Below are 26,290 nucleotides of genomic sequence, written 5' to 3' on the forward strand. Positions count from 1 at the left end.
ACCCCTCGGGCGGCTGGGGAGCGTATGTCCGATACCGAGCTCCGTGCGTACATCCAGATGCAGGCGCACACCAGCGCCACCAACCTGCTGCGCCAACTGCGTGCCACCGGCCGCTCTTGCGAACAGGGCAGATTCGGGCTCCTGCACGCGCAGATATGTCGCGCCGATGGATGTCAGCGGGTGAGCCGATCATGACTAGCAAGGCGGAGTTGGTGCGGCGCGCGCTGAGGCTGGAACAGACGGGTGGGCACCCGCTGTACCTCTTTACGCTCACCGCCGCCGAAGTACTACAGGTCGCGGACGTGTCGAGGGTCAGCCGCGACGAGGCCGGCACACTTATCGGCTACCAGCGCCCCGAGGTACAAAGCCACGTCCAGGACATCATCGACTACCTCGACAGCGACCCCGTCATCTTCCCCAACGCCATCATCTTGGCCCTGTCCTCGAAGGCAAAGTTCGTCTCCAGCCGCGGTCCCAACGTCGGCGACGGACTCGCCACCTCCGGCACCCTCACCCTGCCGCTACCCACGAACGACCGGCGGAAGCCGGCGTGGATCGTGGATGGCCAACAACGCGCCCTGGCATTGTCTCGCGCCACCCGCACGGATCTCCCGGTTCCCATCACCGCGTTCGTCGCTGACACCGTCAGCCTTCAACGTGACCAGTTTCTGCGGGTCAACAACACCAAGCCTCTGCCACGCAGCCTCGTCACCGAACTCCTGCCAGAGGTTGACAGCCCGCTCCCGACACACCTGACGGTCCGCAAAGCCCCCTCCTACCTGTGCGACCGACTCAACAACGACCAGGACTCACCCTTCTACCGCATGATCAAACGTGCATCTACCAGCAAGAAGGACGCCGCCAGAGCCGTGATTGCCGACAACAGCGTCGTCCAGATGCTTCAAGAGAGCTACCGGCACGGCTGCCTCTACCCATACCGCAACCTCAGCACCGGGGACACCGACGTCGACGGCATACACCACGCCTTGTGCATCTACTGGGGAGCCGTCCGCGACGCGTTCCCCGAGGCCTGGGGGAAACCCCCACCAACAGCCGGCTCATGCACGGCGCCGGCATCCGGGCAATGGGTCGCCTCATGGACCAAGTGCTCGGCACCATCGACGTACACCAACCCGGCTCCGCGGCCGAGATCCGCAAGCACCTCGACCTGGTCGCTCCACACTGCCGCTGGACGTCAGGCACATGGGACGAGAGCGGCCTGCGCTGGGACGCGGTCGAAAACGTCCACCGACACATCGAGAAGCTGTCGAACTACCTCATCCGCGTCTACCTCACCGCGAGGACCCAGCTGCGATGAAGTTCTTTTTTCCCGACAGCCAAGACCAGGTCGATCCCAGCTTCGACTTCATCACCGAAGAACGCGACCCCTTCCGGGTCCGCCAACGCGACGACCTATACGCCCACGAAGTCCTGCAGCCCGCACCGTTCGACGGGCTCCTCGTGTCGAAAGCGATCGTGGACGGCACCGCCGCTGCCAGCACCGGCAAGTACACCGTTGCTCAGCGTCACCGCCTCTACCGGCAAGGCGCTCAGGCTTTCTTCCGGCTCAACACCGGCAGCACCCAACTGAAGATCATGGGTGACTGTGGTGCGTTCTCCTACGTCAACGAGGAATATCCGCCCTACACCGTTGACGAGGTGATCGACTTCTACGACGGCTGCGGCTTCGACTACGGCATCGCCGTGGATCACGTCATTTTCCAATACGAACCGACCGTGGTCCGAACCGACCCCCGCGCGGCCGAATGGGTACGACGCCAAGAGATCACCCTGACGCTGGCTGCGGACTTTTGGAAACGGTGCAGCGCCCGGGACGTCCACTTCACGCCGGTCGGTGTCGCCCAAGGGTGGAGCCCAGAATCCTACGCAGACGCCATCACTACCCTGCAGCGCATTGGCTACAAACGCATCGCCCTTGGCGGCATGGTCCCACTCAAGACGTACGAGATACTTGCCTGCCTCCGCGCTATTGACAACGTCCGCAACCGAAACACCCAACTCCACCTGCTCGGCGTCAGCCGCTACGAAGACATCCCCACATTCACCAGTCACGGGGTCACCAGTTTCGACAGCACATCACCGTTCCGGCAGGCGTTCAAAGACGACAAGGACAACTACTACACCCCTAAGCGCAACTACATCGCGCTACGAGTACCGCAAGTCGACGGTAACGCCAAACTCAAAAAGCGCATCCAGTCCGGCGAGATCCAGCAAGACCAGGCCCTGCGCCTGGAGCGCACGGCATTGCAACTACTGCGCCAGTACGACACAGGTCAAGTCGACGCCGATCCCGTCCTGGAGGCACTGCAGGCCTACAGCGCGGTGTGGGACGGCAAGTCCGACCGCACCGCCCAGTACCGCCAAACCCTCGAGGACCGCCCCTGGCGCACATGCGGCTGTACAATCTGCGGCACTGTCGGCGTCGAAGTGATCATCTTCCGCGGATCGGAACGCAACAAACGACGTGGTTTCCACAACCTGTATGTTTTCGGACAACGCCTACGTGCCCAACTGGGGAAGGACGACTCGTGACCCGCATACGTGCCACGGCCCGCGCTGCTGACAAAAACACGCCCGCCGGCGGCGCCGTCCAGCTTCTCCGCGTGCCAGCGTTGGAAATCCGACAAGGACCAACGCGGAGGCTCTATACCTTCGCCATCGACGGTAAAAAGGTTCCGCAATTTGCCGCTGTGTCTCGGGTTCGTCGTGACGAACAGAAGCAGTTGCACGGTTACCAGCGCCCCGAAGTCCTCAACCATGTCGCCGCCATCCGCCGCTACATCGAATCCGACGACAACCCGCTGCTCCCCAACGCGATCGTGATCGCCTTTGACGAGCGGGTGAAGTTTGTGCCTGCCACGACTCCTGGGAATGAGCCCGAAGGTACGGGCTATGTGCGTACAGGCACGCTCCAGGTCCCGATCAATCACCTATGGGAAGACGTAGACAAGCCCGGCTTTATCGTCGATGGGCAGCAACGCTGCGCGGCAATCCGCGACGCCAGCGTCGATGCCTTCCCGATCTGCGTAACTGCATTCATCACAGGAGAGCACGCCGACCAACGATCCCAGTTCATCCTAGTCAACTCGACCAAGCCGCTGCCGAAGGGTCTCATACACGAGCTCCTACCCACCGCCTCCGGAGCGCTGCCCACGCCACTGCGGGTACGGCAACTGCCCGCCACTGTGCTAGAGCGCCTCAATTACGACGAGCGTTCCCCGCTCCAGCACATGATCCAAACGCCAACCAATCCAACCGGGGTCATAAAAGATAACTCGGTCCTCAAGATGGTTGAGAACAGCATCTCCGACGGAGTGCTTTACCGGTTCCGCGGGGACGACGCACTTCCGAACGTTGGACTCATGTTCACCGTCCTGGCCAACTTCTGGACCGCGGTCCGGGACGTTTTCGGAGAGGAAGCCTGGAACAAGCCGCCACGCAAGTCGCGGCTCATGCACGGTGCGGGCGTCATCAGTATGGGCTTCCTCATGGATGCCATCGCTGACCACCATGGGCCGGGCGAGGACCTGCCCGACGCCAACGAGTTCGCCGCCGCCCTCAAGACCGTTAAAGACGACTGCCGCTGGACCGGTGGCACCTGGGACTTCGGCGACGGCGTCGTATGGCGCTGGAACGACATCCAAAACACTCCCCGTGATATCCAGCGAGTGACCGACTTCCTGTTGGGGCGGTACCGTGCGAGCCTCACCACTGGAAACGGGCGCAAGGCGAAGCGCCGACGGTAGCCAACGCGACCCCACGGCGAACAACTGCAAGAGGGATGGGCTACCCTCGGCAGCTTCGTAGTCCACCAGTGGAGCGCGCCTGTTGTGCTGTCGGCATTTGGCGGCTGAGAGGGCGTCGGATGGCGGCAGCCACGTAACGAGGGGGATCTCCCAAGCAAGGGGCCGGATTCCCCATTGGCGGCTGACCGATCGACCCATCCGGCCCGGCGGCAACCCGCAGCTCATGCGCATCAAAGGTTTCACTGAGTCATATCGACGGCGCCCTTTGCCGGTGCCGCAACGACGAGGCCTGCCCCCTCACGGGCCAGGGGTCCACGTTGTTTATGCAAGGGCCTGGGGTGCGAGGGGTCTTCCGGCCGGCTGGAACAAGCGACGTGCAAGTCACCGCTGGCGCATGGTGCCGGGCGAGTTTTTCCATGGACTACCTGACGGACGCGATTCGCTGGCGCCCGCCGCTGGACCGAGGGGAATGGATCTTCAGTCGCGGGCCGTGCATGGATGGAACGGCATCCGGAACACACGACCCGTGACCGCCTTTCCCGCACGACTACCGTGCCATCGCCCCGTAAGTAGCGAGCGCTGCAGGGCCGAGAAGGTAGGCGAGAGGTATCCAGTCCAGCGTATGGCGCGACGCCGGTCCGGAGGTGCCTGGCCTCCGTTTGTGTCTATTTCCCGACTGACCTATCCATTTGGCCCACACGAGATCCTCTTTAGTTTACTCGCAAGGGGCTGTCGGTGGGGTGAAGAATGTCGGTGGCGGTAGATATCCTGCGTGTGTGGCTCCTCGCATCCCTTCGACGACATTGGCGATCGGCCAGTTCGTGGAACATGCTTGCGTGCCTGGGACCGCCCAGGTTGGGGAGCGCGTCGGCGGCCGGGTACGGGTCGACGCGTTCGAGTCGGTGGCTTCGTCGGTCGCCGCGTCGTGGTGGGTGCCGGCCGAGGAGTGTCAGCCGGTGCGCCTGCTAGAACAAACGCGGGTGTACTGGCACGATCCCGACACCGGCCGCTGGTCGGCCGGACGGGTGATCGGCGGCGGTCCGGATCTGTACTTCGTGCGCATCCCGAACCGTGACCGCGACTTCCAGGTGCCGCAGGAGGACCTGCGGGTGCGGTGGGATCGCCCGATCCAGTCTCCGGTGGAGGTCCTGACTGCAGGCGCTCACGAGTCGCCTTACTTCCGGGATGCACGGTTGCCCATGCTCGGTAGCCTCGTGGCACAGCGGGCAGCTTGCGCCAGCTTACCGGCATTTCTCTCCGCAGGCGTCGAGATCTACATGCACCAGGTTCAGGCGGCCCTGACCGTGCTCAGCGACCCGGTCCAGCGGTACCTGCTGGCCGACGAGGTAGGACTCGGCAAAACCATCGAAGCTGGCCTGATCATTCGACAGCGTCTGCTCGACCAGCCTGCGTCTCGGATCCTCGTCGTCGCGCCCGACGTGCTGCGCCGGCAGTGGCAGGCCGAATTGAAGACCAAGTTCTACATCGACGACTTTCCGGCCGCCACCGTGCGGATCACCAGCCATGAAACCCCCGACCGGTGGACGGAATACCACGGCTTCGACCTCGTCATCGTGGACGAGGCACACCGCCTATGCCGCACCGACGACCCGAACCAGAGCCCATACCGCGACATGACGCTACTGGCCCACTCGACGCCGCGGCTGCTGCTGTTGTCGGCCACCCCGACCACCGCCCGCCCCGAAACGCACCTTGCCCTGCTACACCTGCTTGACCCCGACCTCTACCGATGGCAGGACCGTGCCCAGTTCACCACCCGGTTTGAGGATCGCAGAACGCTGGCGAGGGCCGTCCATAGTCTCGATGCGGACTTCGAACCACTGATACCCAGCGCCATCGACGAGATCGCGGCACTGATCCCGGAAGACACTGCCTTCAGGCGGCTCGCTGACGACGTGACTGGACTGCTCACAGCCGATGGGGACCTGCAGGATGAGACCCTCCGAGCCGTGCTGCGCGTGCGGGTGGATGGCCTTCGTGCGCACATCAGCGAGACCTACCGGCTACACCGCCGCGTCATCCGGCACCGCCGCCACAACGTCCTCGCCGCCAGCGCCGACACCGAGGCGCTACCGTTCGAAGTCACCGGACGTCGCCGACCGGACCCTATCGCCATGCCAGCCGGGCGCGCCATGCGTGCTTGTGACGTCCTGCTGTGGTGGCAACAGCAGGTGAGCCACTGGCTGCTGGATCAGGGCGCAGAGCAGTACGCCAGCGCCTACGGCCGGATCCTGGCCGTCCTGTCCTCGCGCGTTGACGACCTGAGCCAGGACCTGCACGATGCGCTGCGCTGGCGGGTGCACCGCGACGAGGCCGCCGCCACCCGCGCCGGCCTCACTGCCGACGAGCGTTACCTCCTCGCCTCGCCCGTAATCCTGGCAGCGGACGAACTCGCTCTCGACAAGCTCGCCGACGACCGCAGCGAAACCGAGTTCGACCCGCGCCCGCTGACGCGTGCGGCGGCCCAACACCTGCGAACAGTGATCTTCTGCGGCGCCGGTAGCCTCGCGAGCCGACTCGCGAGCTGCTTCAACGGCCGGGCCAGCCTCAACATCCACGAGCATTCTCAATCGCGCAGCGCAGTAGACAACGCCGCCGCCGTCGACCAGTGGCGCGCACACGGCGGCGTCCTCGTGGCCGACGATAGCGCCGAGGACGGGGTGAACTTGCAGGACGCGGACGCCGTCATCCACGTAAGGCTGCCCTGGTCACCGAACCGGTGCGAGCAGCGACTCGGCCGGGTCGACCGGTTCGCCGGGGTCTTCGGCGCGGTGCGGCAGCCGGCACCGCAGTTCGTAGTGCAGGTCGGAGTCGACGACCAAGACTTCACGGCGGGCTGGTCCACGCTGCTCACCCACTCCATCGGGATCTTCGACGACTCGGTCTCCGCCCTACAGGAAGCCTTGGACGGGGTCGCCGAGTCGATTTGGGAAGCGGCCCTGTGCGATGGCCCTGCCGCTATGCTCCGCGCCGCAGGTAGCGTGACCGAGACCCTCACCCGTGAGCGGCGGGACATCGACGGTATGGACATGCTTGAGGCTGTGCACGAGGCTGCGCTCGGTCGCAGCGTTGCGGAGTCCACGAACGCCCTGGAAGCCGAATGGCGGCAACACGAGCGAGCGATGCGCGGCTACGCCGGCGACAACCCGGGCGGGCTACGCTTCCGCTGTCGGCCTCGCGTGGACGTCCAGCATGCTCTCCGGTTCGAGCGTGGTGCGCTACTGGTGTCCCCCCGGCTGCTGTCACTAAGCGGGCATGCTGTGCCCGCAGCGGCGATGGAGGGAACCTTCAACCGCAACACGGCGCTTCGCCACCCTGAGCTTCGACTCCTGCGGTTGGGTAACCCGTTCGTCGACGTGCTGGCCCGCGTGGTCACCGTTGACGACCGTGGGCAGGCAACCGCGTACTGGCGGCGCGGGTATCGCAGTGACGCCCCGCAGCCACACTTCGGCCTGGACTTCCTGGTCGAGGCCGACATCGATCCGGCGCTAGAGACAGTTGCGGACCGAGCCGATGCCCAGCGGGCACTGCGCCGGCAGGCCGACGTGATTTTCCCGCCGTTCCTGCAGCGCGTCTGGTTGCCGGCAGGTAGCGAGGTCGCCATCGTGGACGGACCGTTGCTGGGGTGGCTCGACGCCCGCTACAGCCCTGAGCGCGGAGACGTCAACCTCAGCGACGCCCGAGTCAACGCCCTGTGGGAATGCTTCGGCGGCCCCGAGGCGTTCGCCGCCGCCGCTCGGCAAGCCGAACAGCACGGACGGATCGAACTGAGCCGCTCGGCAGACCTGCTCGCGCGCGGGCAGCAGGCGCGGGCGGAGGCAGAGCGGGCTCTGGCGATTCGGCAGGCGCAAGCCCGGGCCAGGCAAAGAGCGGGCCACCTACTGTCCGATACCGAGAGTTATCTCGACGATGTCAATGCGACCGCCGCGCTGGTCGCCGGGCTTGGTCGGCCCCGGATGCGGCTGATGGCGGTCACTTGTCTCGTCGGTGGCAGATTGCCGTCGGAGCCGCCGAGTGTCTGACGCCTGGGCCGACGCGCAAGCATTGTGGTCGCTGTGGCCCGACGCTGATGCCGCCAACTCCACGGATGGCACGGTTATCCGGCTCCGCGACGCCCTGAGCGGTCTGGCCAGCGGTGAGACGGGTTGGCGTGACGCGGCGACCCTTACCCGCCAGATCCTGCTGGAGCAGCAGGCACGCCGCCACGGCATTTGGCCCCTGGAGGTCCCCACCGGCCCGCCGTTGCCCAGTCGAGAACAGTGGGAGCAGGCTGGCTGCCAGGCGTTGACCACACCGTCCGGGCTGTCGCTGACCGCCCAGGCATGGCATCCGCGCACTCCATCGGCGGAAGTGAACCGGGCCGTCGATCAGGAGATGACCGAGGTCTACGCCGGACAAGCAGCCACGCCGCCGTCGCATCCCGCCGATCCCTTCTGGACGCGAACCCTCGGCCCGCGCTACCAGCACTACACCTCCGTTGGACAACGCGAAGCAGCGCGCTCCATCGTGACGGCGTCACCGGGCAGTTGCCTCATCGTTTGCCTGCCCACTGGACAGGGCAAGACCGAGCTGGCCTGGGTGGCAGCGCTACCCGCGACACGCCAGCGTGGTGTGGCCGTCATCGTCGTGCCCACCGTCGTGCTAGCCATGGACATGGAGCGCCGACTCCGCGGATTGCTGGCCGAACGCAGTGAGCAGGCCAGCCCCAGTGGACACTACGCCTACACCGGTGGCCTCGCCGACGACGTCAAGCAGGCCATCCGCCGAGACATCCGACAGGGCCGCCAGCGAGTTGTCATCGCAGCACCCGAGGCATTGCTGGGTGGCCTCAACTCCGCCCTTGAAACCGCAGCGCGTCAAGGCCATCTCACTCACCTCATCATCGACGAGGCACACCTTGTCGAACAGTGGGGCAACGAATTCCGCCCCGAGTTCCAGGCCATCGCCGGACAACGCCGCACCTGGATCACACTCGCGCCGCCGGGGCGCGCGCCGGTCACCCTGGCCATGAGCGCCACCTTGACCCGCCAGCAGATCCACACTCTCCAGCACCTATTCGGTACAGCAGGAGAAAGCGAACTGGTATGGGCCGCTCAGACCCGGCGCGAGCCCAGCTACTTCATCGACGAGTACGAGACGGAAGCCGCTCGCAACGCAGCAGTCCTGCAAGCCGTCAGCGCCTTGCCCCGACCGATGATCCTCTACACCACACGTAGGCGGGACGCGCAGGCATGGGCACAGCGGCTGCGCGATGCCGGCTTCCGCCGCCTGGTCGTAGTCACCGGCGACCTCGATGACACCGCGCGCCGCGACGCCGTGATGGGTTGGCGTGGCGAAGACGCCGACGGCCGCCTAGCGCGCACCCGCTACGACATCGTCGTGGGCACGTCTGCCTTTGGACTCGGGCTGGACATGGCCAACGTCCGCACCGTTATCCACGCCTGCGTACCGGAAACCCTCGACCGCTACTACCAGGAAGTCGGCCGCGGCGGCCGAGACCGCCGCCCCGCGATCGCCTACCTCGCCAGCGCACCCACCGACTACCCGCTCGCCACCAGAATCAACCGAGAGGTGGTGATCAGCGCAGACAAAGGGTGGGACCGGTGGGGCAGCATGCGCCGATCGGCGAACAACCTGGGCCACGGCACCTACGACATCAACCTCGACACCCTACCGACCTACATTCCGGAGGAGTCCGGCCACAACCGCCAATGGAATGTGCGCACACTCAACCTGATGGTGCAGGCCAGGTTGATCGCTCTAGAAACGCCGCAACCCCCGACGCGGCAGCCCGAAGAACCCGAGGAACAGTGGCAGCGGCGGCTCGACGAATACCACGAGCGCTCAGACGACCGCGTCATCGCGCATGTGCACGACGGGCGCACCAACGACCACGCCTTCTGGCACCAGACCTTTGAGACGCAACGGCGGCTCGTGACAACAGAACAGACGGCGGCGTTGGCCTACCTACGTCGGGTGATCAAGGGCGACCAGTGCGTCGGTGAGATCCTTGCCGACTACTACCGGTTATCGTGGCGTGGCGGCACCCTCCTCACCACCATCAACTGTCGGGGCTGCCCGGCGTGCCGACGGCGCATGCCCTCGCGAAACGCTGGCGGCAACTACCGCAGTGCCAGCGAGCCACTGCCGGGCATGGCGTGCTGGCCGAACCAGCCCGACCCTCTCAAACACCTTCGGGGCTCGAGCAGTTGGATGAGCCTGTGGTGGCGCGACGCCGCCATTCGCGAGGACCTTCTGCCGCAGTTGCTGACACAACTCGCCCGCCGCGGCATGTCGGTGATCGTCGGACCCGGCGCAAGCACGGAGCTGACCGTGGAGGTACAACGCGGTGCTTGGCCGATGCCCGTCATCGTGGACAGCGACGTCAGTTTGGTCGACGGCTATGGCGGACCGCTGATCTGGGTCAGTGACGGGCGACCAAGCCTTCCGCAGGAAGTCCAGGCCCGGTTATCGGCCCGAGCGCCGACGTATCTCGTGCACCCGCGCGAGCTGCCGGATCCCGAACGTCCCCACCTGCGGCTGTGTCAAACCTGCGACGTGTCCCTGCCGATCACGACCGTAATCGGAGCGCTGTAAATGCCGCTGCTCAACGATCCGGCTTCCTTTCCCACCGCTATGTGGATCGTCACCCGGTACCTCCTGGGCCGCCCTGGACGACGGTTGAACCGTCAGACCCTCAAAGCCACGGTAAGCCCGGCCAGCCTGCTCCCTCCAGGCAAGCACGACAACGACACGACCTTCGACTACGCCGTGAAGACCCTCATCGACCTCGGTATCGTCGCCGAAGACGGGGAGCAGTTCGCGCTCACCGACGTGGCGAAGAGCCTCAAGCCAGATGATGTAGCCGCTTTCGACGATCTTCTACGCCGGCAGGCGCTGGCCCCCATTCGGAACGAGAACATCGCAGACAGCGCCAACCAAACGGGCCCCAAAGATCTCGTCCGAGCGCTGTCATGGTTCCTCACCCTGGATCCGTATACGGCAAAGAGCCACGACGACATCGTTCAAGAGCAACGTGGAGCGTTCACCGAGAACCTTGGCACCCCCTCGTCAACGACTTCCGATGGAATCGGTTCACGTACTGGGCCCCCGCACTGGGCTTCGTTGCACCACCGCTCATCCCACCCGAAGGGACGAGAAGTCAAACGCTAGCCCCGACTGCACGACCGCAGTGCGGCGAACAATGCAAGCCAAATGGTCGCCCGGCACGCGCCTACCCGCACGTGACGCGGTCGCCGCCGTCATCGACGAGTTGCCCGTCCTGCCGGGCGGGCGCTACAGCGTGGCACTCGGCCTGGAAGCCGACGCTCCCGACGTGTCCGCGACACTATCCTTTGCGCTGCTCTGCGCCGACGAGTACGGATGGCTGCAACTGCATCGCCGCTCCGACGCTGACGACGAAGTCCTGCTCGTCGACCCCGACCAAGCAAACGGGACCCGGCGGGTGACGCACCTAGACATCCTGGAGCCCATCGATGAGTGACTTCCGGCAGTATTTGTGCTGGTCCCCCCTCACCGCAGGGCACACCATCAACACCGAGGCGGTTTCACCGTCTCGGGCCGTCTTCTTCGCCACCCACGCACCACTGCGTATCCGGCGGCGCCACCCCGAGGGCCGCGCCGACGCCCGCACTACCGAGGTCACCGAAGAAGAGGTTTGCAGCGACTTCTTGAACCGGCCGACCGCCAACGGAGTCCTGTTCATGCCAGTTGTGGGCGAGTCGGGCGCCGGCAAGTCTCACCTGGTGCGATGGGTCCATGAGAAGACGCCTGAAACCCCCACACGATCTATCGTCTACTTGCCCAAGACCAGCACCAGCCTCCGCGCCGTCGTCCGGACCTTGCTCGATAAACCCGACATCGACAGCCCCGAAATTGCTCGGCTGCGCGCCGACGTGGATCGGATGAGCACCGAACTGGACCAAGCCGCCCTCGAACGCCGGCTGATTAACGAACTCTCTGAAGCAGTGAGCACTGCGGAACCCAAACCAGGCCATGCCAGGATGCTTGCAGGACCTAATCGGCTTGCCGCCGTGCTGCTCGATCCCTACATTCGTGACTACCTGCTACAACCCGGCAAACTAATCCCACGCCTAGCCGCCGCGCTCCTGTCAGACCAGCACGACGGACTCAACGACCGGCCGTCCCACTTCACTATCGATGATCTTCCCCTTGATGTGGCCGATATCAAGCTGGCCTCGGACAAGGCTCGCCAGGTGTTGGGACATTTATATGGAAAACCTGAGTTGCAACCCGTCGCGGCAGAGATCCTCACCGAACAGTTGCCGACGGCTGTCACTGGGGCATGGAACATTGGCGGTGGGCGCCTTCAGGAGGCGATGCTCGAAGTTAGGCGACAGTACGCCCTCCAAGGCAAGGAACTGCTACTCCTCATCGAGGACTTTGTGGTCCTACAAGGCGTTCAACGGGACCTTCTCGACGCCCTTATCGAGGTTGGTATACGCGACGGCAAGACCGTGCTCGCCCCCGTACGCACGCTGATGGCCGTCACCCCGGGCTACTTCGACCGACTCGAGGAAACCGTCCTAACACGTGCAAAGGCAGCAACGCCCTACATCTACGATCTCGACGCTGTCTTCGATGTGTCAGAACGAGGAGAAGCGGAGGTTGCCGCCTTTGTGGGGCGCTACCTCAACGCAGCCAGGGTGGGCCGCGAGCGGATCGAGGAGGTCGGCGTCGGGGCGGGTGCCGACGTTCCCAACCAATGCGACGATTGCCCGTACAAGCAGCCTTGTCATTCGACGTTTGGCGTCTCGACCGCTGGACACGGGCTATATCCGTTTAACTGGTCTGCGCTGCGGCGGGCAATACGCGCGCGGCCAGCACACAAGAGTCCAAAGTCTTTCAACCCTCGCGCCGTTATCGGTGAAGTCATTCGACCAGTACTTTTGGAACACGCCGAGTCGCTCGCGGCGGGAACGTTCCCAGATGCGAGATTCCGCGAAGACTACCCTACCGCAACGGGATTGGGAGAAACATTCCTTTACGGCGCTGTCAAAACACAGATCGACGAACTTGATCCAACCGGTAGTGAGCGCCGGCAGACCCTCTTGGAGTTTTGGGGCGACGCTCCCAAGGAACTCGTCAATCTTCCACCCGACCTACATCACGCCTTCGGTATCAGCCTACTTGACCTCGCCGAGCGACCAGATCGGATCATCCGCGAACCGCAGCGTCCAGCCGCCGGCAGATCAGCTACCGAACCCGCGGCGGCCACGCATCCCTCGGGACTGGATTCGCTGCCGCCTCGGGTGCGTAAAATGTGCGACGACCTAGAGAACTGGCAAGGCGGCGAAGGAAAGCTACTGCAAGGCACGGCGCTGGAGTTGCGAAGGATCATCAAGCAGGCGGTGGTGAGCCAGTGCGCGTGGAATGAGCCGGTGATGGCTGAGCCACTGGCCGCACAACTGGATAAAGCGTGGCCATCACGCTCCACAGTGGTGTCGATCAAGGATGCCGAGGGAGAAGGCATGGTCGGCACCACCGACGCACCGATCAAGTTCGACCGAAACGCGCGCAATGCCACCTTCTTTCAGCAACTACTCTTGGCTGCCAACGGCATGACCGTCGGGAACGCGGGTGCCATCCGGCGCCTGCACCGCATCGCGAGCCGGCATCAGCGAGACCTGCAGCGCGCCGTAGTCCGGGCCAGGTCATTCTCCGACGAGGATCTCGTCACCGCCATGCGCGCCTCTCTGCTAGGCGCTGTTCTCTCTGGCCGTGCATGGCCAGAGATGGCAAGTCCTGAATTGCTTGACGCTGTCCTCGACGACGGCGCCTCGTGGAAACGCAGCGACGTGGACGGCTGCGTTGCGCCGTGGGTGGGGTTGTGGGAGGCCCACCGGGCTGCACGCCTCGAGCTCGTTGCGAGGCTCCGCGAGAGCGTTGGCTATCGCCGCGGTACCCGAGGAGACGTACGCGTGGTGGACGCGGCCCGGGTTGTGCCGTTGCTTGCTCGAGCGGCCGAGGAGTGGGTCTGGCGACCCGACCGGTTGCCGGAATGGGTAGCTAAGGAGGCCGTAGCCGGATTCGCCAAATTCGCCGGCCTCGTCGAGGCGCAGGCCGCGCGGCTACGCGAGGAGCTTGGTGACATCCGGCGCGGACTTCCCACTGGCGTTAGTGGCAGCGACACCATGACCGCGGTCGAGCAGGCGCTTGACGACGGCCTTCGCGAAGGGCTCGGACCCGACGATCTCGCAGCCTTCCGCAACGTCGTTGAGGCCGCTCGTCGCTGCGACTGGCGTCGAATTGATCGACTCGAACGTCATTTGGGCCAAATCGAGTCGGAAGCCGATACAGATGCCCGGTACCGGGCCACGCTGAAGCTGGTGACAGCCTACAGAGGACACGATCTGGCAGTCATCCGTGAGTTCCTGACCGCAAGCGACACCTGGCTGACGCAACAACTTGCCACAGCCAAACAGCGGGCTGGCGGATCTGGCGCGATCGCCGCCGTGCGGGTGCAGGAGTTCCTCCGTCGCTGGAGCGCCCTTGGTGGAGGTGTGCAGTGAACCCCGGATCGGTGTTGGACAAGGCCCGGGATTTGAGCGCCCAAGCGGAAAGACTCCGAGTTGGCGCAGCGGGGGAGGAGAACGCCAAACGGATCCTGACCAGGCTGGACGAACTTAACGCCCTCCTTGACGAGGTCGAAGCGGCATCGGGTGCATCGGATCGCCTTCGTGAACAGGCCGTGGACTTGCCTCCAGTTCGACTCGACCAAGGACGTGAGGCGCTCGAACGGTCGGCCGGGGACGCCGGGCTGCCCACCGTGCGAGCCCTCACAGCCGCAAAGGAGAAAATTGAGGCGGTCCGCCGCGACGTGCAGCTCAGCCTGTCGCAGGCGTGGTCACAATGGACTACCGCGCGAATGGCGGAACTAGCACTGCACCGCATGGTCATGCTTCCCCCCGTGGAGCGGCGCACGGAGGAAGCGCGGTTGGGTAGACTGAATAAGCTCAGCAAGGTCGGCAAGAACGATGTCCCCTCTCGCTCCGACGTGGTCGAGTTCGTCGCGGTCTACGCTGGGCTTAAGGAAGATCTTGATGCGCTCAAGGATCCGGCACCCGAACTGCAAACGCTGCTGACTCGCCTCGGGCAGCGGACGACGCTGGCCCACCTGTCGGACGACGACATCGCGCTGCTGCGTCGGTACGAGGTCGCCGATCAGATCGAAGTACAAAGGAGAAGTGGGTGACACAGCGGCGTGACGGTCGCTTCCTGTCAAGGATTCTCGATGACTTGGAAGACCTTGAACTGCCGCTACTGACGTGGGGCGTCACCACGGGCAGTTTGGCTCACGACGAGGTCATGACCGTTATCGCCGAACGGCTCGGCGACGCGGACGCACCCACCGACACCAGCGTCGACCAGGTCCGCGAGGCTCTGCTCGACGCCGCGCTGCTGTTCTCGGTGCCCAACACATCTCCGAAGCGCTACCGCACACGCATGGGCGAGACGGTCCGGCTCACCAGCCGACTCCGGCAACTGTTTTCACTGCGTCAGCCCGCCGCTCCACCGCCACGGTGGTGGCTGAACGGCCGGACACTTGTCGCCGACTTCCGGCTGCAGGTCAGCCGGCGCCGCTACCCGAGTCGCAACGTCCCAGTCGACGCCGCGCTGACCACACTCGCCGGGCTACCGGCCTGGTCCGACCACGACGCCGCCATCGCCCGAGCACAGTTGGGCGACCTGGCCTTGGCCCGCTTCCAGGTCGACGGCACGACAGCGATCATGAGCGCTATCAGAGCCGGCCGCAACGCCGGAGTCATCGTCGGCGCGGGCACCGGTAGTGGAAAGACGCTGACCTTCTACCTACCGGCCTTCCTGGCGATGGCAGGCCGTGCCTGGGCAGGTGGCACCGGCGTGCACACCCTTGCCCTGTACCCCCGCATCGAACTGCTCCGCGACCAGCTCCGTGAGGCAGTCAAGGCCGCGATGCGCGTCAACGCTGCCCAGGAGCAGCGCGGCGCTCGCCCCCTGCGGATCGGCGTCCTCTACGGCGACACCCCCCAAAGCCTCCAGCAACTCGAGTCCGGCACCGCGGCACATCTCAGGCGCGGCTGGGCCGAGCGTGGCACCGACCTGCTCTGCCCCTACCTGAGATGCCCCGCATGCGGCGGAGAACTGGTGTGGAGCAGGCAGGACCGCGGGGACAACCGCGAGCGGATCCAGTGCACCACGGCGTCGTGCGGCACCACGATCTCTGATCTGGTCCTCACCCGCGACACGCTTCGGCAGTCGCCACCCGACCTGTTGTTCACTACCACGGAAATGCTCAACCGCAACTCCACCGATCCCGGCCTCGGGCCCCTGCTCGGCTGGTTCGGACCACGGCGGCCCAGCCTCGTCCTGCTCGATGAGGCCCACACCTACACCGGAATGCACGGCGCCCAGGTGGGCCTGCTGCTACGCCGATGGCGCCACGCATTGCGTGCCCCGGTGACGATCGTCGGGCTCAGCGCCACCCTCCGCGACGCCGCCGCGTTCTTCGGGCAACTCACCGGTCTGCCCGACGCGTCGGTGGACTACATCACCCCCGGGGCTAACGATTTCGAGGAGGAAGGACGGGAGTACGCCATCGCGCTCCGCTCCGACCCGGTGTCCGGCGCGAGCCAACTGTCCACGTCAATACAGACCGCAATGCTCTACGGCCGAGTCTTGGACCTGCCCGGCCGCGAGTTCCAGCACGGGTCGAGGGGGTTCCTCTTCACAGACGACCTCGACGTGACCAACCGCTTCTACGACGACCTGCGCGACGCCGAAGGGCAGCAGGGCGGCCGAAGCACACGTCGAGCCGGCAACGTGCTGGCAGGGCTGCGGTCGCCCGACGCGCAGCACTGGAGCGAAAGGTACACCGACGGCCAGTCGTGGGATCTCGTTAAGCAAATCGGCCGAGACCTCGACCCGATGGCCACTGTCGGCGAACTCCAGATCGGACGCACCTCCTCGCAGGACGCCGGCGTCGACCAACACGCCGATCTCATCGTCGCCACCGCGTCACTCGAGGTTGGATACGACGACGACCGCGTTGGACTCGTCCTTCAACACAAGGCCCCGCATGACGCCGCCGCGTTCATCCAACGCCGCGGCCGGGCAGGCCGCCGCCGCGGCACACGGCCCTGGACTGTGGTGACCCTGTCCGACTACGGCCGGGACCGACTGGCCTACCAGGCATACGATTCGCTGTTCTCACCCGAGCTCACCGCCACCCGCTTGCCCATCGGCAACCGCTTCGTCCTGAAGATCCAGGGCACGCAGGCCATGCTTGACTGGCTCGCCGCCATGCTGCGCCAGCACCACGTCGATGTGCGCCGTGTACTGACCGCGCCCGTGCCCGGCGGCCGGCCGATACCGGACCACTACGTCACCCCGCTGGCCAACCTTCTGGAGCAGTTGCTCACCGACGCGGCGCTGCAAGACAATCTGATCAACCATCTGCGTCGCGCTCTCGACATCAGCCAGGACGAAGCCCAAGCTCTGCTATGGGAACAGCCCCGTGCGCTCCTGCTGGGAGTCGTGCCAACCGCGCTACGCCGACTGCGCTCGGCCTGGAGGCCCGCAGCAGCCGTCGATCCTGGCGCGCACCCGAGAAGCCTGTTGCCCGAGTTCCTCACCGGAACACTGTATGAACCACTCAACGTTCCCGAGGTTACCCTCGAAATGCCATTCACCGACGAGGAGGAAACCCTCTCGATCGAACGGGCACTTCGCGAAGCCGTGCCCGGCAAGGTCAGCCGCCGCTACGGATACCGTCGAAGCGACGACAGAACCTGGGTAGCGCTACCCGACGCATCCGCAGGCGGAAACCTCGACATCGGAAGGTTCGTCACCGCATTCACCCCACAAGGTGTCTGGAGCCCAGACGGCCACCCACCGGTCCAGGTGCTACGACCCCACGTGATCGCTCTGCGTCGACCACCAGCCGATATCGACACCCGATCACAGGGCATCCCGAACTGGGCCTCTCAGGTGCTCGCACCTACCAGCGGCATGTTCGCGGCCGATGTCCCGCAGCCCTCCGCCTGGGGCACACGCATCAGTTCCGTCGGGTTCGCTACCAGCGCCGCCGGCAACTCGGCAGAAGTCCGACGCATGACGATCGGCGCCGAATGCGATACCACGTACACGCGCCCGAACCGTACTGAAGCCAGCAGCGTCCGCTACACCTTCGACGGCCAACCAGCCGCCCTCGGGTTCCGCCTCACCGTCGACGCGGTCAGCTTTCGTCTCGCACCCCTTGACTTGCAACGCGACACGGTCATCAACTACCTGCGCTCACCGCAGTGGCGCCTACTCGCATTCACGACAGCCCTTGCTGAGGACACTGAACTCGACCAAGTCGCGAACACCTTCCAACGCACCTGGCTGAGCTTGGTCTACACCACCGCGTACGCACTCGCCGCCACACAACCTCACCGCGCCGACCAGAGCAGCGAAACAATTCACTCCGCGCTACGCGGCGGAGCGTGGCGAGCCGACATCGACGAGATCTTGCGTGTGCTGTACCGAGACGCCACCCCTGGCAGCACCGCGCCCGAGCGGCTCGTCACCACACTGACCGAACTCAGCCACGACGCCAGGGTCATCGAGCGGTTGGACCACCATGGACGGTTGCTGTGGGCGGCCGACGTCACCGCCAGCAGCGCAAACCTCGCCCGCAGGGTCTACCAGGACACCATCGCCGCCGCGATCCTCGCCGCGGCGCAACGCGCCTGCCCCGATGCCCAGGACCGCGACCTCATCGTTGACATCCAGGGAACGGCCCAACCCGACGCTGCCGCTACGATCTGGCTCAGCGAGACCTCACTCGGCGGCCTAGGCATCGTTGAGCAGTTCGCCATCTACTACGCGCAAGATCCGCGCCGTTTCTGGGCGCTCGTCGACAGCGCACTCGGCCCCAGCGACTACGAACACGTGCACGAGTCACTTGTACGCCTGCTCGAGCACGTCGTCACCCACCCCACCGGTGCGGCAGCGCAGGCCATGGACTCGCTCCGCCAGGCGCGATCAGCGCACGACGCGGACGCCGCCCTGCGCCAGTTGCGTGAGGCGTGGACCGCGCTCGACGGTTACCCCCGCCATCAGGCGGTCGCCGCCCTCTCCGCGCGACTGCTGCGACCAGGCAGCACCCGCGCCACGGACACCACCACCCTGGCCCTGGTACGGGAATGGGATGCGCTACAGGAGCGACTCGGTATCGAGATCGACGCCACGACATTGGCGTACCTGGTCGGTGCCGGCCGGATGACCCTGCCCGGTCTGAGCGGGCCAAACCTCACCGCCGACCAGGTCTTCAGCCTGCTGTGGCCCCGCGGCAACCGTGCCCGCGCCCAGCACCTGCAGCACTACCAGCCCTACGCCGGGCCACCGCTGATCGACCGGCTTCTGGTCCAGGCCGCCCACGACGAACGGCTGCCCACCGTCGAAGTCACAGACCCGGAATGGTTGAAGCAGTACACCACCGAAGTCGGTAAACGTGGCGCCCTAACTCTCGTCGCACCGGCTAGTCACGCACGCGAGTTCAGGGCCGCCCTGCAGGCCGTACCCGCGGTCGCGATCGACCGAGACGTGCTGCGGGTATATGGGGAGGTCACCACCGTGGTCCGCGATGCCGGCCAACTCCGGGCGAATATCGAGATCCGCGAGGCACTACAGTGATGCTGGAACGAGTAGTGCGTACCGGCCGGACCACAGGGTTACGCATCGACAAGATCCTGACCACCGTCCTCGTCGCCGAACTTGTGTCGCCCAGCAGGATCCTGTGGCTGGTTTCGCCGTGGATCAGCGATGTCAACGCCATCGACAACACCACCGGCGGATACGACAGCGTCTTCATCGAGGCAACCAACCGCATGTATCAACTGTCAGAGGTGCTCGCACTGCTGACCCACAGCGGTGCGACCTTAAATGTCGTCACCCGTCCCGATGCCCACAACGACACCTTCCTGCGCCGCCTGCGGCGCCTAGCAAAGGCCGAGAACGTGTACGTCGTCCAGGACGACGACGTACACGAAAAGACCTTCTGTGGCGACGACTGGCTACTCACTGGATCGATGAACCTGACGGTCCGCGGGATGCAGATCAACGATGAGGCGGTCACCTACAAGATCAACGACCAGGTCGCCGCGAATACACGAGTTGACCTGCGTCGACGCTTCGGAGCCGACGCATGAACACCGAACCCAACGTCGGCGACTACGGCCACGCAGTCGACATCTTCATCGAAGCCTTCTTCGGCCCCGCCAATCCGGTGTGGTCGGATCGCGACCCGAACTCGGCCATCGGCCGCCGCCTAGCCCCGTACCTTCAGGTCCTTCGCCACGGCGCCGGCGTTCCCATCGTCCTGCCGCGACAAAACCCGCAAACGCGCCAGTGGGCCGCGTACGTCATCCCGCGGGATGCCCGTCACGCCGGCGCAGTGTCCGAACTGCTTCAAGCATTCGTCGGTCCCACCTACGCGCGGTTCGATGGCCTACCGACACAGTTGGCTGACGAGGACCCAATCGATCAGGCCGTCGTCCGTTTCGCTGGCCACCGCCTCATCTTCGTCATCGAAAGCCCACGGGCTGTCGAAAAGAGGATGTGGGACGCCCTACGCCTAATGCAGCAGACCCTCGCCGTGCGGCCACACCGATCCTGGCACGCACCGGTCCCGGTAGGTCGACTCCTGGCACAGTTCGAGATCGCGCTGGCCTCAGGTGCCAACGCCGCCTCCGCCGAGGTCCTCGACCAGCTCACCGCAACCGGGGGGCTGAACGCCAACAACCTTAGCCATCTGAGGATCAAGCGGCTCGCACGACTTGGGAGAAGCAGCGAGCTACTGCGGTTGCCCGATCTTGTCGACGTCGCCACCACACGGCCACCCGTCCCAGTGCGTAACGCGATCCTCGGCGCGGTGTACGCAACGGCACTCGCTGAACCCCTGTCCACCGGCGACCTGCAAACGGCCAGAATGCGTCTCATCGAGGCAGGAACCCTGGTGCCGGCGCTGATGGAAGGAGCCCTTACCGACCTCAGCCCAGAATCTCTGACGGTGCTCGCCATGGCCGCCTGGATCGCCGACAGTACCCCGATCGGCGAGTTCCTCCGCCAGAGCCCAGAAATGCTCGCCGCGGTGGAGCGGTTGGCTCCCGGCCTCGCTATTCACTACCGGGAGCCCTTAACAGCCCTAGAAGCCGACGGCCTGCCAGATGGCGACCAGGCCGAACCTGATACCCCAGCCCTCCCCAAGTCCTGGCTAGCGTGCATCACCAGCCTCGCCGGGCAGGAAGCAAACCGCGAGATCATCGACCAGGAGTTGTGGCGCTCCTGGCCCGCTGCGGCCGACGCCGACGCCGACATCGCCGCCGCCCTCGAGCAACTCGATGACGAAGCGGCGGGACACGCCTGGCACCTGGTCGGCGCCTTCGTCGATTCGGATCAGTACCGACGACCAGCCGCCAAAACGGCCCGCGAGTTCCTCAGCAACGCCCTCACACATGATCGCTTCAGCCCAGGTGATCTCGCCGGCATCGTTGCGCTGGCGGAGATATTCCTCCGGGCCAGCCCAGACGCTTCGACCTATGCGCGGCTGCTCGACGACCTGGCCGCCGAAGCAACCCGGTGGGTCGGACCCGACCGCGCCACAGTTGTGCTCGACCTCGCCGACCTCCTAGCCAGCGCCCCCTACCCGGACGAAGAGGCGAGGCTTCGGCTTGCCTACCAACTTCTACGGCCACTGTCTGACCATCCCAAGCGGCTCGATGCCGATCAGTTGACCTTCGCGGCACGGCTGAGTGCAGAACTGGGCGCAACACTGACCTGGCCTCGGCAGGATGATCACGGCACGATCAACCTTCTACCGGACGTACCGACACAAGAACTGCTGCTGTACTCCCTCGACGAAAAGGTCCTCGATCGTGTGCGCGCAGAACTCCAACTGCAAGCCCCCAAGTCACCGTGACCGCAAGTCACGACCACGTCGGCAGCCGGCAGTTCAAACAATGGATCCGCAAGGCCGACGCCATCGTCATGGCCACCCGATGCGCCACCCACGCCGCGACCGGATTCATCCGCGCCCACTGCAGGCCAGACGCCATAGTGCGGGAAGCCGACGGCAGTGGATCAGCATCGCTGCTACGCGCTGCCACGCTAGCCATCACTCGCCGACAGACCGAATAGCCAAGTGTCGATGTCGGCGGGCTCTGAGGCTGCCGGATGCGTCAGCCAACCCAACACAGTCCAGTGGATTCGACTCCACGCGCTATACGAAAGATGGTGCTCCTAGGCACGCCTGTGGCGCGGTAGGTAGTGTAAGTGCATGACCTGCTACTTCCGATTTGGTGAAGGGGTGCTCAAATGGGAGACGTTGCCGCAAACCATTCGAACTCTTCCGAAGTGCCGCTTGCATGGCTTGCGGATGCACCGCTTTTCATAGATTCGGAGCAAAGTTTCGGCCTTCTATGATGCCGTCGTAATGCCCGAGAGTGAAACTGATAAAATATCGATCTCCACCAAAGATATGAAGCTTAGCAAGACGAGCGTAACCGGTAAGGCGGGGTTGCGATTGGGAACGTCCGCCTTGCTTGCGACCATCTTCCCGTTTCTTGATGCCCGAGCAAATGTGGAGGGTACGCGCGGTAAAGAGCGCTCCACTCAAGAGGAAAGAGGCGATGTCATTGAACTTCGTCCGATCAAGACCCCCCATCGTCAGTTGATCCAGCTTGCGTTGCACTACTCGGCGAATCTCCCCGACAGGGTTTGCTCCATCGGGGCTGACGACTATGGGCCTGTGCTTGACGCAGCCTATGTTACTCAGTTACCCCGTGCCCTCGTGTTCTTCGAGGTTCCTGCCGGGCTGCCAATTATTCCTCTTGCAGTCGAGCATGCTAACGGAAAAGTTGTCACGCTGTTCGACGAGTTGGCTGGAGGAATTTCTAAGACGGTTCGGACCTTGCCGCCGACGTATCCGGCAGAAGATGATTCGAACGCTACTCGTGAATACTGGAAATGGTATTCCAACAACTACAAGCCCATCGTCGCAATGAATGTGCTCGAGTCTGGTATCGGGGAGGGTGGGTTGCCGCGATGGGTAGACTATCGGCTACCGATGACCGAGCATGAATCTCTTCACCTTTCGGTACGTGGTCGCGGGCGATACGAAACCGGAATCTATGCGTACTCCACCGTGCTTAGGGGACACGAACATGGCTTGCGCGTCGTCGGTACGTTGAAACGCGGTCCGGGACTGAATATCCTGGCAATCTTTGAAAACTAGGCCTGTCGACGTCGGTCAACTGGTGGGGCAGTTTTTTCTGCTCGTCGGCATCCATTCTTCGCATGCCTGTACCTCGCAGCTCTCCGCCCGGGCGAGGCGCCGGGTATCGGCAACGTGCCTTCAGTCTCCCCGCTGAGGGCTGGGGCCATCGCATGGTAGAGAAGTCTCGGTCGGCGGCAGGCAAGCGCTACACCGACAGCGGTGAGGTCCACGAACGACCGCGGCCTCAAGCATCGAGCCGAGACGGAGACGCGGGCGGTGCCCATCCCTCCCGAGCCGGTGGTGATCCTCCACGAGCACATCGAGCGTGTCGGCGTCGCCGACGACGGCCGGCGGTACCGCAGCGACCACGGGAACGTCGCCGCCGCCTCCACGTACTCACGCGTGTGGGACGACGCATGGGCGCTGGGCCTGCCGCCGGATCGGGTGGAGTCGCCTCTCGCCGGTCGGCCGATCCTCGCCACGCGGGCTGGTTCTGACCGAGTTCGTTGGCCCCACCGGGACGTTGATGTTTGGCCCCGGTTTTGTTGATGGCTATCTATTGGTGTGACGGTCTTTGTTGGCCCCGGTCCTGGTCTGCTGGTAACTCGTGACGGTCATGTTTGGCCCCACCCGGGTGACATGGGCGCTGTTTCGTGACAGTTGATCCTGGCCCCACCGTCAGGCTGAGTGTCTGCGATTTCGTGTCGGTTGGTGGTTGGGGGCCTGGTGAGATCCCGGGTGGAGCTGTTCGAGGCGATCCGGCGTGACGCACGTCGGGAGGATCTGTCGATCCGTGCGCTGGCTGAGCGGCATGGGGTGCATCGGCGTACCGTGCGGGAGGCTTTGCGGTCGGCGGTTCCGGCGCCGCGGAAGCCTCGGGTGGCTCAGGCGCCGAAGCTTGATCCGGTCCGGTCGGTGATTGACGGAATGCTCCGGGTCGATCTTGATGCGCCGCGCAAGCAGCGGCATACGGCTCGGCGTATCCATGATCGGCTCCTGGGCGAGCATGGGGTGACTGGGCTGTCGTACTCGGCAGTGCGTGATTATGTGCGCCGGCGTAGGCCAGAGATCGCCGCCTTGGCCGGCCGGGCGCGCCCGGCGGCGTTCATCCTGCAGTCGCACGCGCCCGGTGCGGAGGCCGAGGTTGATTTCGGCGAGGTCTGGGTCGAGTTGGCCGGGGAGAAGACGAAGTGCTTTCTGTTCGCGTTCCGGCTGTCGTTCTCCGGCAAGGCCGTGCATCGGGTGTTCGCCTCTCAAGGGCAGGAGGCGTTCATCGAGGGTCACGTCCACGCGTTGACCACGATCGGCGGGGTGCCGACCGGGCAGATCCGCTATGACAACCTGCGCTCGGCGGTGTCGCGGGTGCTGCTGGGCCGCAACCGCACCGAGTCCGAGCACTGGATCGCGTTCCGTTCGCACTACGGCTTCGACCCGTTCTACTGCATCCCCGGCATCGAGGGTGCGCACGAGAAAGGCGGCGTGGAGGGCGAGGTCGGCCGGTTCCGCCGCACCCACTTGACCCCGATGCCGGTGATCGACAGCCTGGCCGTGCTCAACACGGTCATCGACGAGGTCGACGCCGCCGAGGACGCGCGGCGGATCACCGGCAAGACCAGCACGATCGGGCAGGACTTCGCCGTCGAGGTGCCACTGCTGCGCCCGCTGCCCAGCGACGCCTTCGAGACCGGGCAGTGGCTGCAACCGCGGGTCGACCGCTTCGCCCGGGTCACGGTGCGCTGCTACTACTCGGTGCCCGCTGGGCTGATCGGCCGGCAGGTCCGGGTCCTGCTGCGCGCGTCCGAGTTGGTCATCTTCGACGGCCGGCGGGAGGTGGCCCGGCACGCGCGTTCGGTGGTCAAGGGTTCCCAAACGCTGGTGCTGGATCACTACCTGGAGGTGTTCACCCGCAAACCCGGTGCCTTGCCCGGCGCGACCGTGCTCGCTCAGGCCCGCTCCAACGGCTGGTTCACCTCGGCCCACGACGCGTTCTGGGCCGCCGCCCGCCGGGTCCACGGTGACGCCGGCGGCACCCGGGCCCTGGTCGAGGTGCTGCTGCTGCACCGCCACCTGCCCCACGCCGACGTTGTCACCGGGCTGGAAGCCGCGCTGCGCGTCGGCGCGAGCACCGCTGACGTGGTTGCGGTCGAGGCCCGCAAACGCACCCAGCAGTCACCCCGCCGGACCCAGCCGCTCTGGCCACCGTCGGATCAACCGGTCGCCCAGGTCGTGAGCCTCACCGAACGCCGTCTGGCCGACCCGGCCGCGGTGATCGGTGGCCTGCCACCAGACCCGCGGCCGCTGCCCAGCGTCGCCCGCTACGACGAGCTGCTCACCTTGCGACGCGCTGGTGGCGCGCCGCCGTCCACCGGGAGAGTGTCATGACCGCGACCCGCGCCACGACTCTGGCCGCCGGCTTCGCCCAACGCGGCCGCGGCCTGACCGAACAGGCCGCCGACGCCGCGATCGACTCAGCCTGCCGGGCACTACGCCTGCCCACGCTGCGCGGCCGTTTCGGTGACGTCGCCGACGCCGCGAAACGCCAGCAGCTGACCTATCGCGGGTTCCTGGCCGAACTGCTGCTCGCTGAGTGCGACGAACGGGACCGGCGCCGCTCTGAACGGCGCATCCGCGCCGCAGGCTTCCCCCGTGACAAGTGGCTGCAGGACTTCGATTTCGAAGCCAACCCAGCTGTCAACCCCGCGATGATCCACACGCTGGCGTCCTGCGCCTGGGTCCGCAACGGCGAACCACTCTGCCTCATCGGCGACTCCGGCACCGGCAAGAGCCACCTACTCATCGGCCTGGGCGCCGCCGCGGCGATGGCCGGCTACCGGGTCCGCTACGTGATGGCCGCCAAACTCGTCAACGAACTCGTCGAAGCCGCCGACGACAAGCAGCTCACCAAGACCATCGCCCGCTACGGCCGCGTCGACCTGCTCTGCATCGATGAACTCGGCTACATGGAACTCGACAAACGCGGCGCCGAACTGCTCTTCCAGGTTCTCACCGAACGCGAGGAAAAGGCCTCCGTCGCGATCGCGTCCAACGAGGCGTTCTCCGGCTGGACCAAAACCTTCACCGACCCAAGGCTCTGCGCCGCGATCGTTGACCGGTTGACCTTCGGCGGCAACATCATCCAGACCGGCACCGAGTCCTACCGCCTCGCCCGCACCAGAACCACCATCGTCGAACAGACCCAGCCTCGCCACTGACAACAGCACCA

The 26,290-nt window shown here is 65.2% G+C and carries 14 protein-coding genes and 2 pseudogenes; all 16 read left to right on the forward strand.

Going from position 1 to position 26,290, the window contains the following annotated elements; genetic code table 11:
• Positions 1 to 191 precede the first annotated feature (191 nt).
• A pseudogene (dbpB, locus tag Phou_RS44060) lies at positions 192 to 989 on the forward strand (DGQHR domain-containing protein DpdB); the annotation flags it as partial.
• Between the two features lie 107 nt (positions 990 to 1,096).
• Positions 1,097 to 1,318 (forward strand): hypothetical protein, encoded by a 222-nt coding sequence (locus Phou_RS54020; protein ID WP_246274834.1) that lies wholly within the window; start codon positions 1,097 to 1,099, stop codon positions 1,316 to 1,318.
• The gene (gene dpdA, locus Phou_RS44065) at positions 1,315 to 2,553 is read left to right on the forward strand and encodes a tRNA-guanine transglycosylase DpdA (protein WP_173069822.1); all 1,239 of its coding nucleotides are present in this window, start codon (positions 1,315 to 1,317) and stop codon (positions 2,551 to 2,553) included. Before Phou_RS54020 ends, dpdA begins: the two co-directional genes overlap by 4 nt.
• A complete protein-coding gene (dbpB, locus tag Phou_RS44070; protein ID WP_173069824.1) occupies positions 2,550 to 3,767 on the forward strand; it encodes a DGQHR domain-containing protein DpdB in 1,218 nt (405 codons plus the stop codon). The genes dpdA and dbpB (Phou_RS44070) overlap by 4 nt, the downstream gene beginning before the upstream one ends.
• A 776-nt stretch (positions 3,768 to 4,543) precedes the next feature.
• A complete protein-coding gene (gene dpdE, locus Phou_RS44075; RefSeq protein WP_246274566.1) occupies positions 4,544 to 7,810 on the forward strand; it encodes a protein DpdE in 3,267 nt (1,088 codons plus the stop codon).
• Entirely contained in the window at positions 7,803 to 10,385 is a 2,583-nt protein-coding gene (gene dpdF, locus Phou_RS44080; RefSeq protein WP_173069826.1) for a protein DpdF, read from the forward strand. Before dpdE ends, dpdF begins: the two co-directional genes overlap by 8 nt.
• Positions 10,386 to 10,961 (forward strand): hypothetical protein, encoded by a 576-nt coding sequence (locus Phou_RS54025; RefSeq protein ID WP_246274568.1) that lies wholly within the window; start codon positions 10,386 to 10,388, stop codon positions 10,959 to 10,961.
• A gap of 31 nt (positions 10,962 to 10,992) precedes the next feature.
• A complete protein-coding gene (locus Phou_RS54030; protein ID WP_246274570.1) occupies positions 10,993 to 11,292 on the forward strand; it encodes a hypothetical protein in 300 nt (99 codons plus the stop codon).
• On the forward strand, positions 11,285 to 14,341 hold the full coding sequence (dpdH, locus tag Phou_RS44090; RefSeq protein ID WP_173069828.1) for a protein DpdH: 3,057 nt from the start codon (positions 11,285 to 11,287) through the stop codon (positions 14,339 to 14,341). Before Phou_RS54030 ends, dpdH begins: the two co-directional genes overlap by 8 nt.
• Positions 14,338 to 15,024, forward strand: coding sequence for a hypothetical protein (locus Phou_RS44095; protein ID WP_173069831.1), 687 nt, complete (start codon positions 14,338 to 14,340; stop codon positions 15,022 to 15,024). The genes dpdH and Phou_RS44095 overlap by 4 nt, the downstream gene beginning before the upstream one ends.
• Complete coding sequence (gene dpdJ / locus Phou_RS44100; RefSeq protein ID WP_246274572.1) at positions 15,021 to 19,487, forward strand: protein DpdJ; 4,467 nt, start codon at positions 15,021 to 15,023, stop codon at positions 19,485 to 19,487. Before Phou_RS44095 ends, dpdJ begins: the two co-directional genes overlap by 4 nt.
• Positions 19,487 to 20,002, forward strand: a complete 516-nt coding sequence (gene dpdK / locus Phou_RS44105) for a phospholipase D-like domain-containing protein DpdK (protein ID WP_173069833.1) — start codon at positions 19,487 to 19,489, stop codon at positions 20,000 to 20,002. Before dpdJ ends, dpdK begins: the two co-directional genes overlap by 1 nt.
• A pseudogene (locus tag Phou_RS44110) lies at positions 19,999 to 21,989 on the forward strand (protein DpdD). The gene dpdK and the pseudogene Phou_RS44110 overlap by 4 nt, the downstream one beginning before the upstream one ends.
• A 295-nt stretch (positions 21,990 to 22,284) precedes the next feature.
• On the forward strand, positions 22,285 to 23,085 hold the full coding sequence (locus tag Phou_RS44115) for a hypothetical protein (RefSeq protein ID WP_173069837.1): 801 nt from the start codon (positions 22,285 to 22,287) through the stop codon (positions 23,083 to 23,085).
• A gap of 708 nt (positions 23,086 to 23,793) precedes the next feature.
• Entirely contained in the window at positions 23,794 to 25,449 is a 1,656-nt protein-coding gene (gene istA / locus Phou_RS44120; RefSeq protein ID WP_173069840.1) for an IS21 family transposase, read from the forward strand.
• The gene (istB, locus tag Phou_RS44125) at positions 25,446 to 26,279 is read left to right on the forward strand and encodes an IS21-like element helper ATPase IstB (RefSeq protein WP_173069842.1); all 834 of its coding nucleotides are present in this window, start codon (positions 25,446 to 25,448) and stop codon (positions 26,277 to 26,279) included. The genes istA and istB overlap by 4 nt, the downstream gene beginning before the upstream one ends.
• Positions 26,280 to 26,290 lie beyond the last annotated feature (11 nt).

It is taken from the genome of Phytohabitans houttuyneae (genome assembly GCF_011764425.1).
Taxonomy (GTDB): Bacteria; Actinomycetota; Actinomycetes; order Mycobacteriales; family Micromonosporaceae; genus Phytohabitans; species Phytohabitans houttuyneae.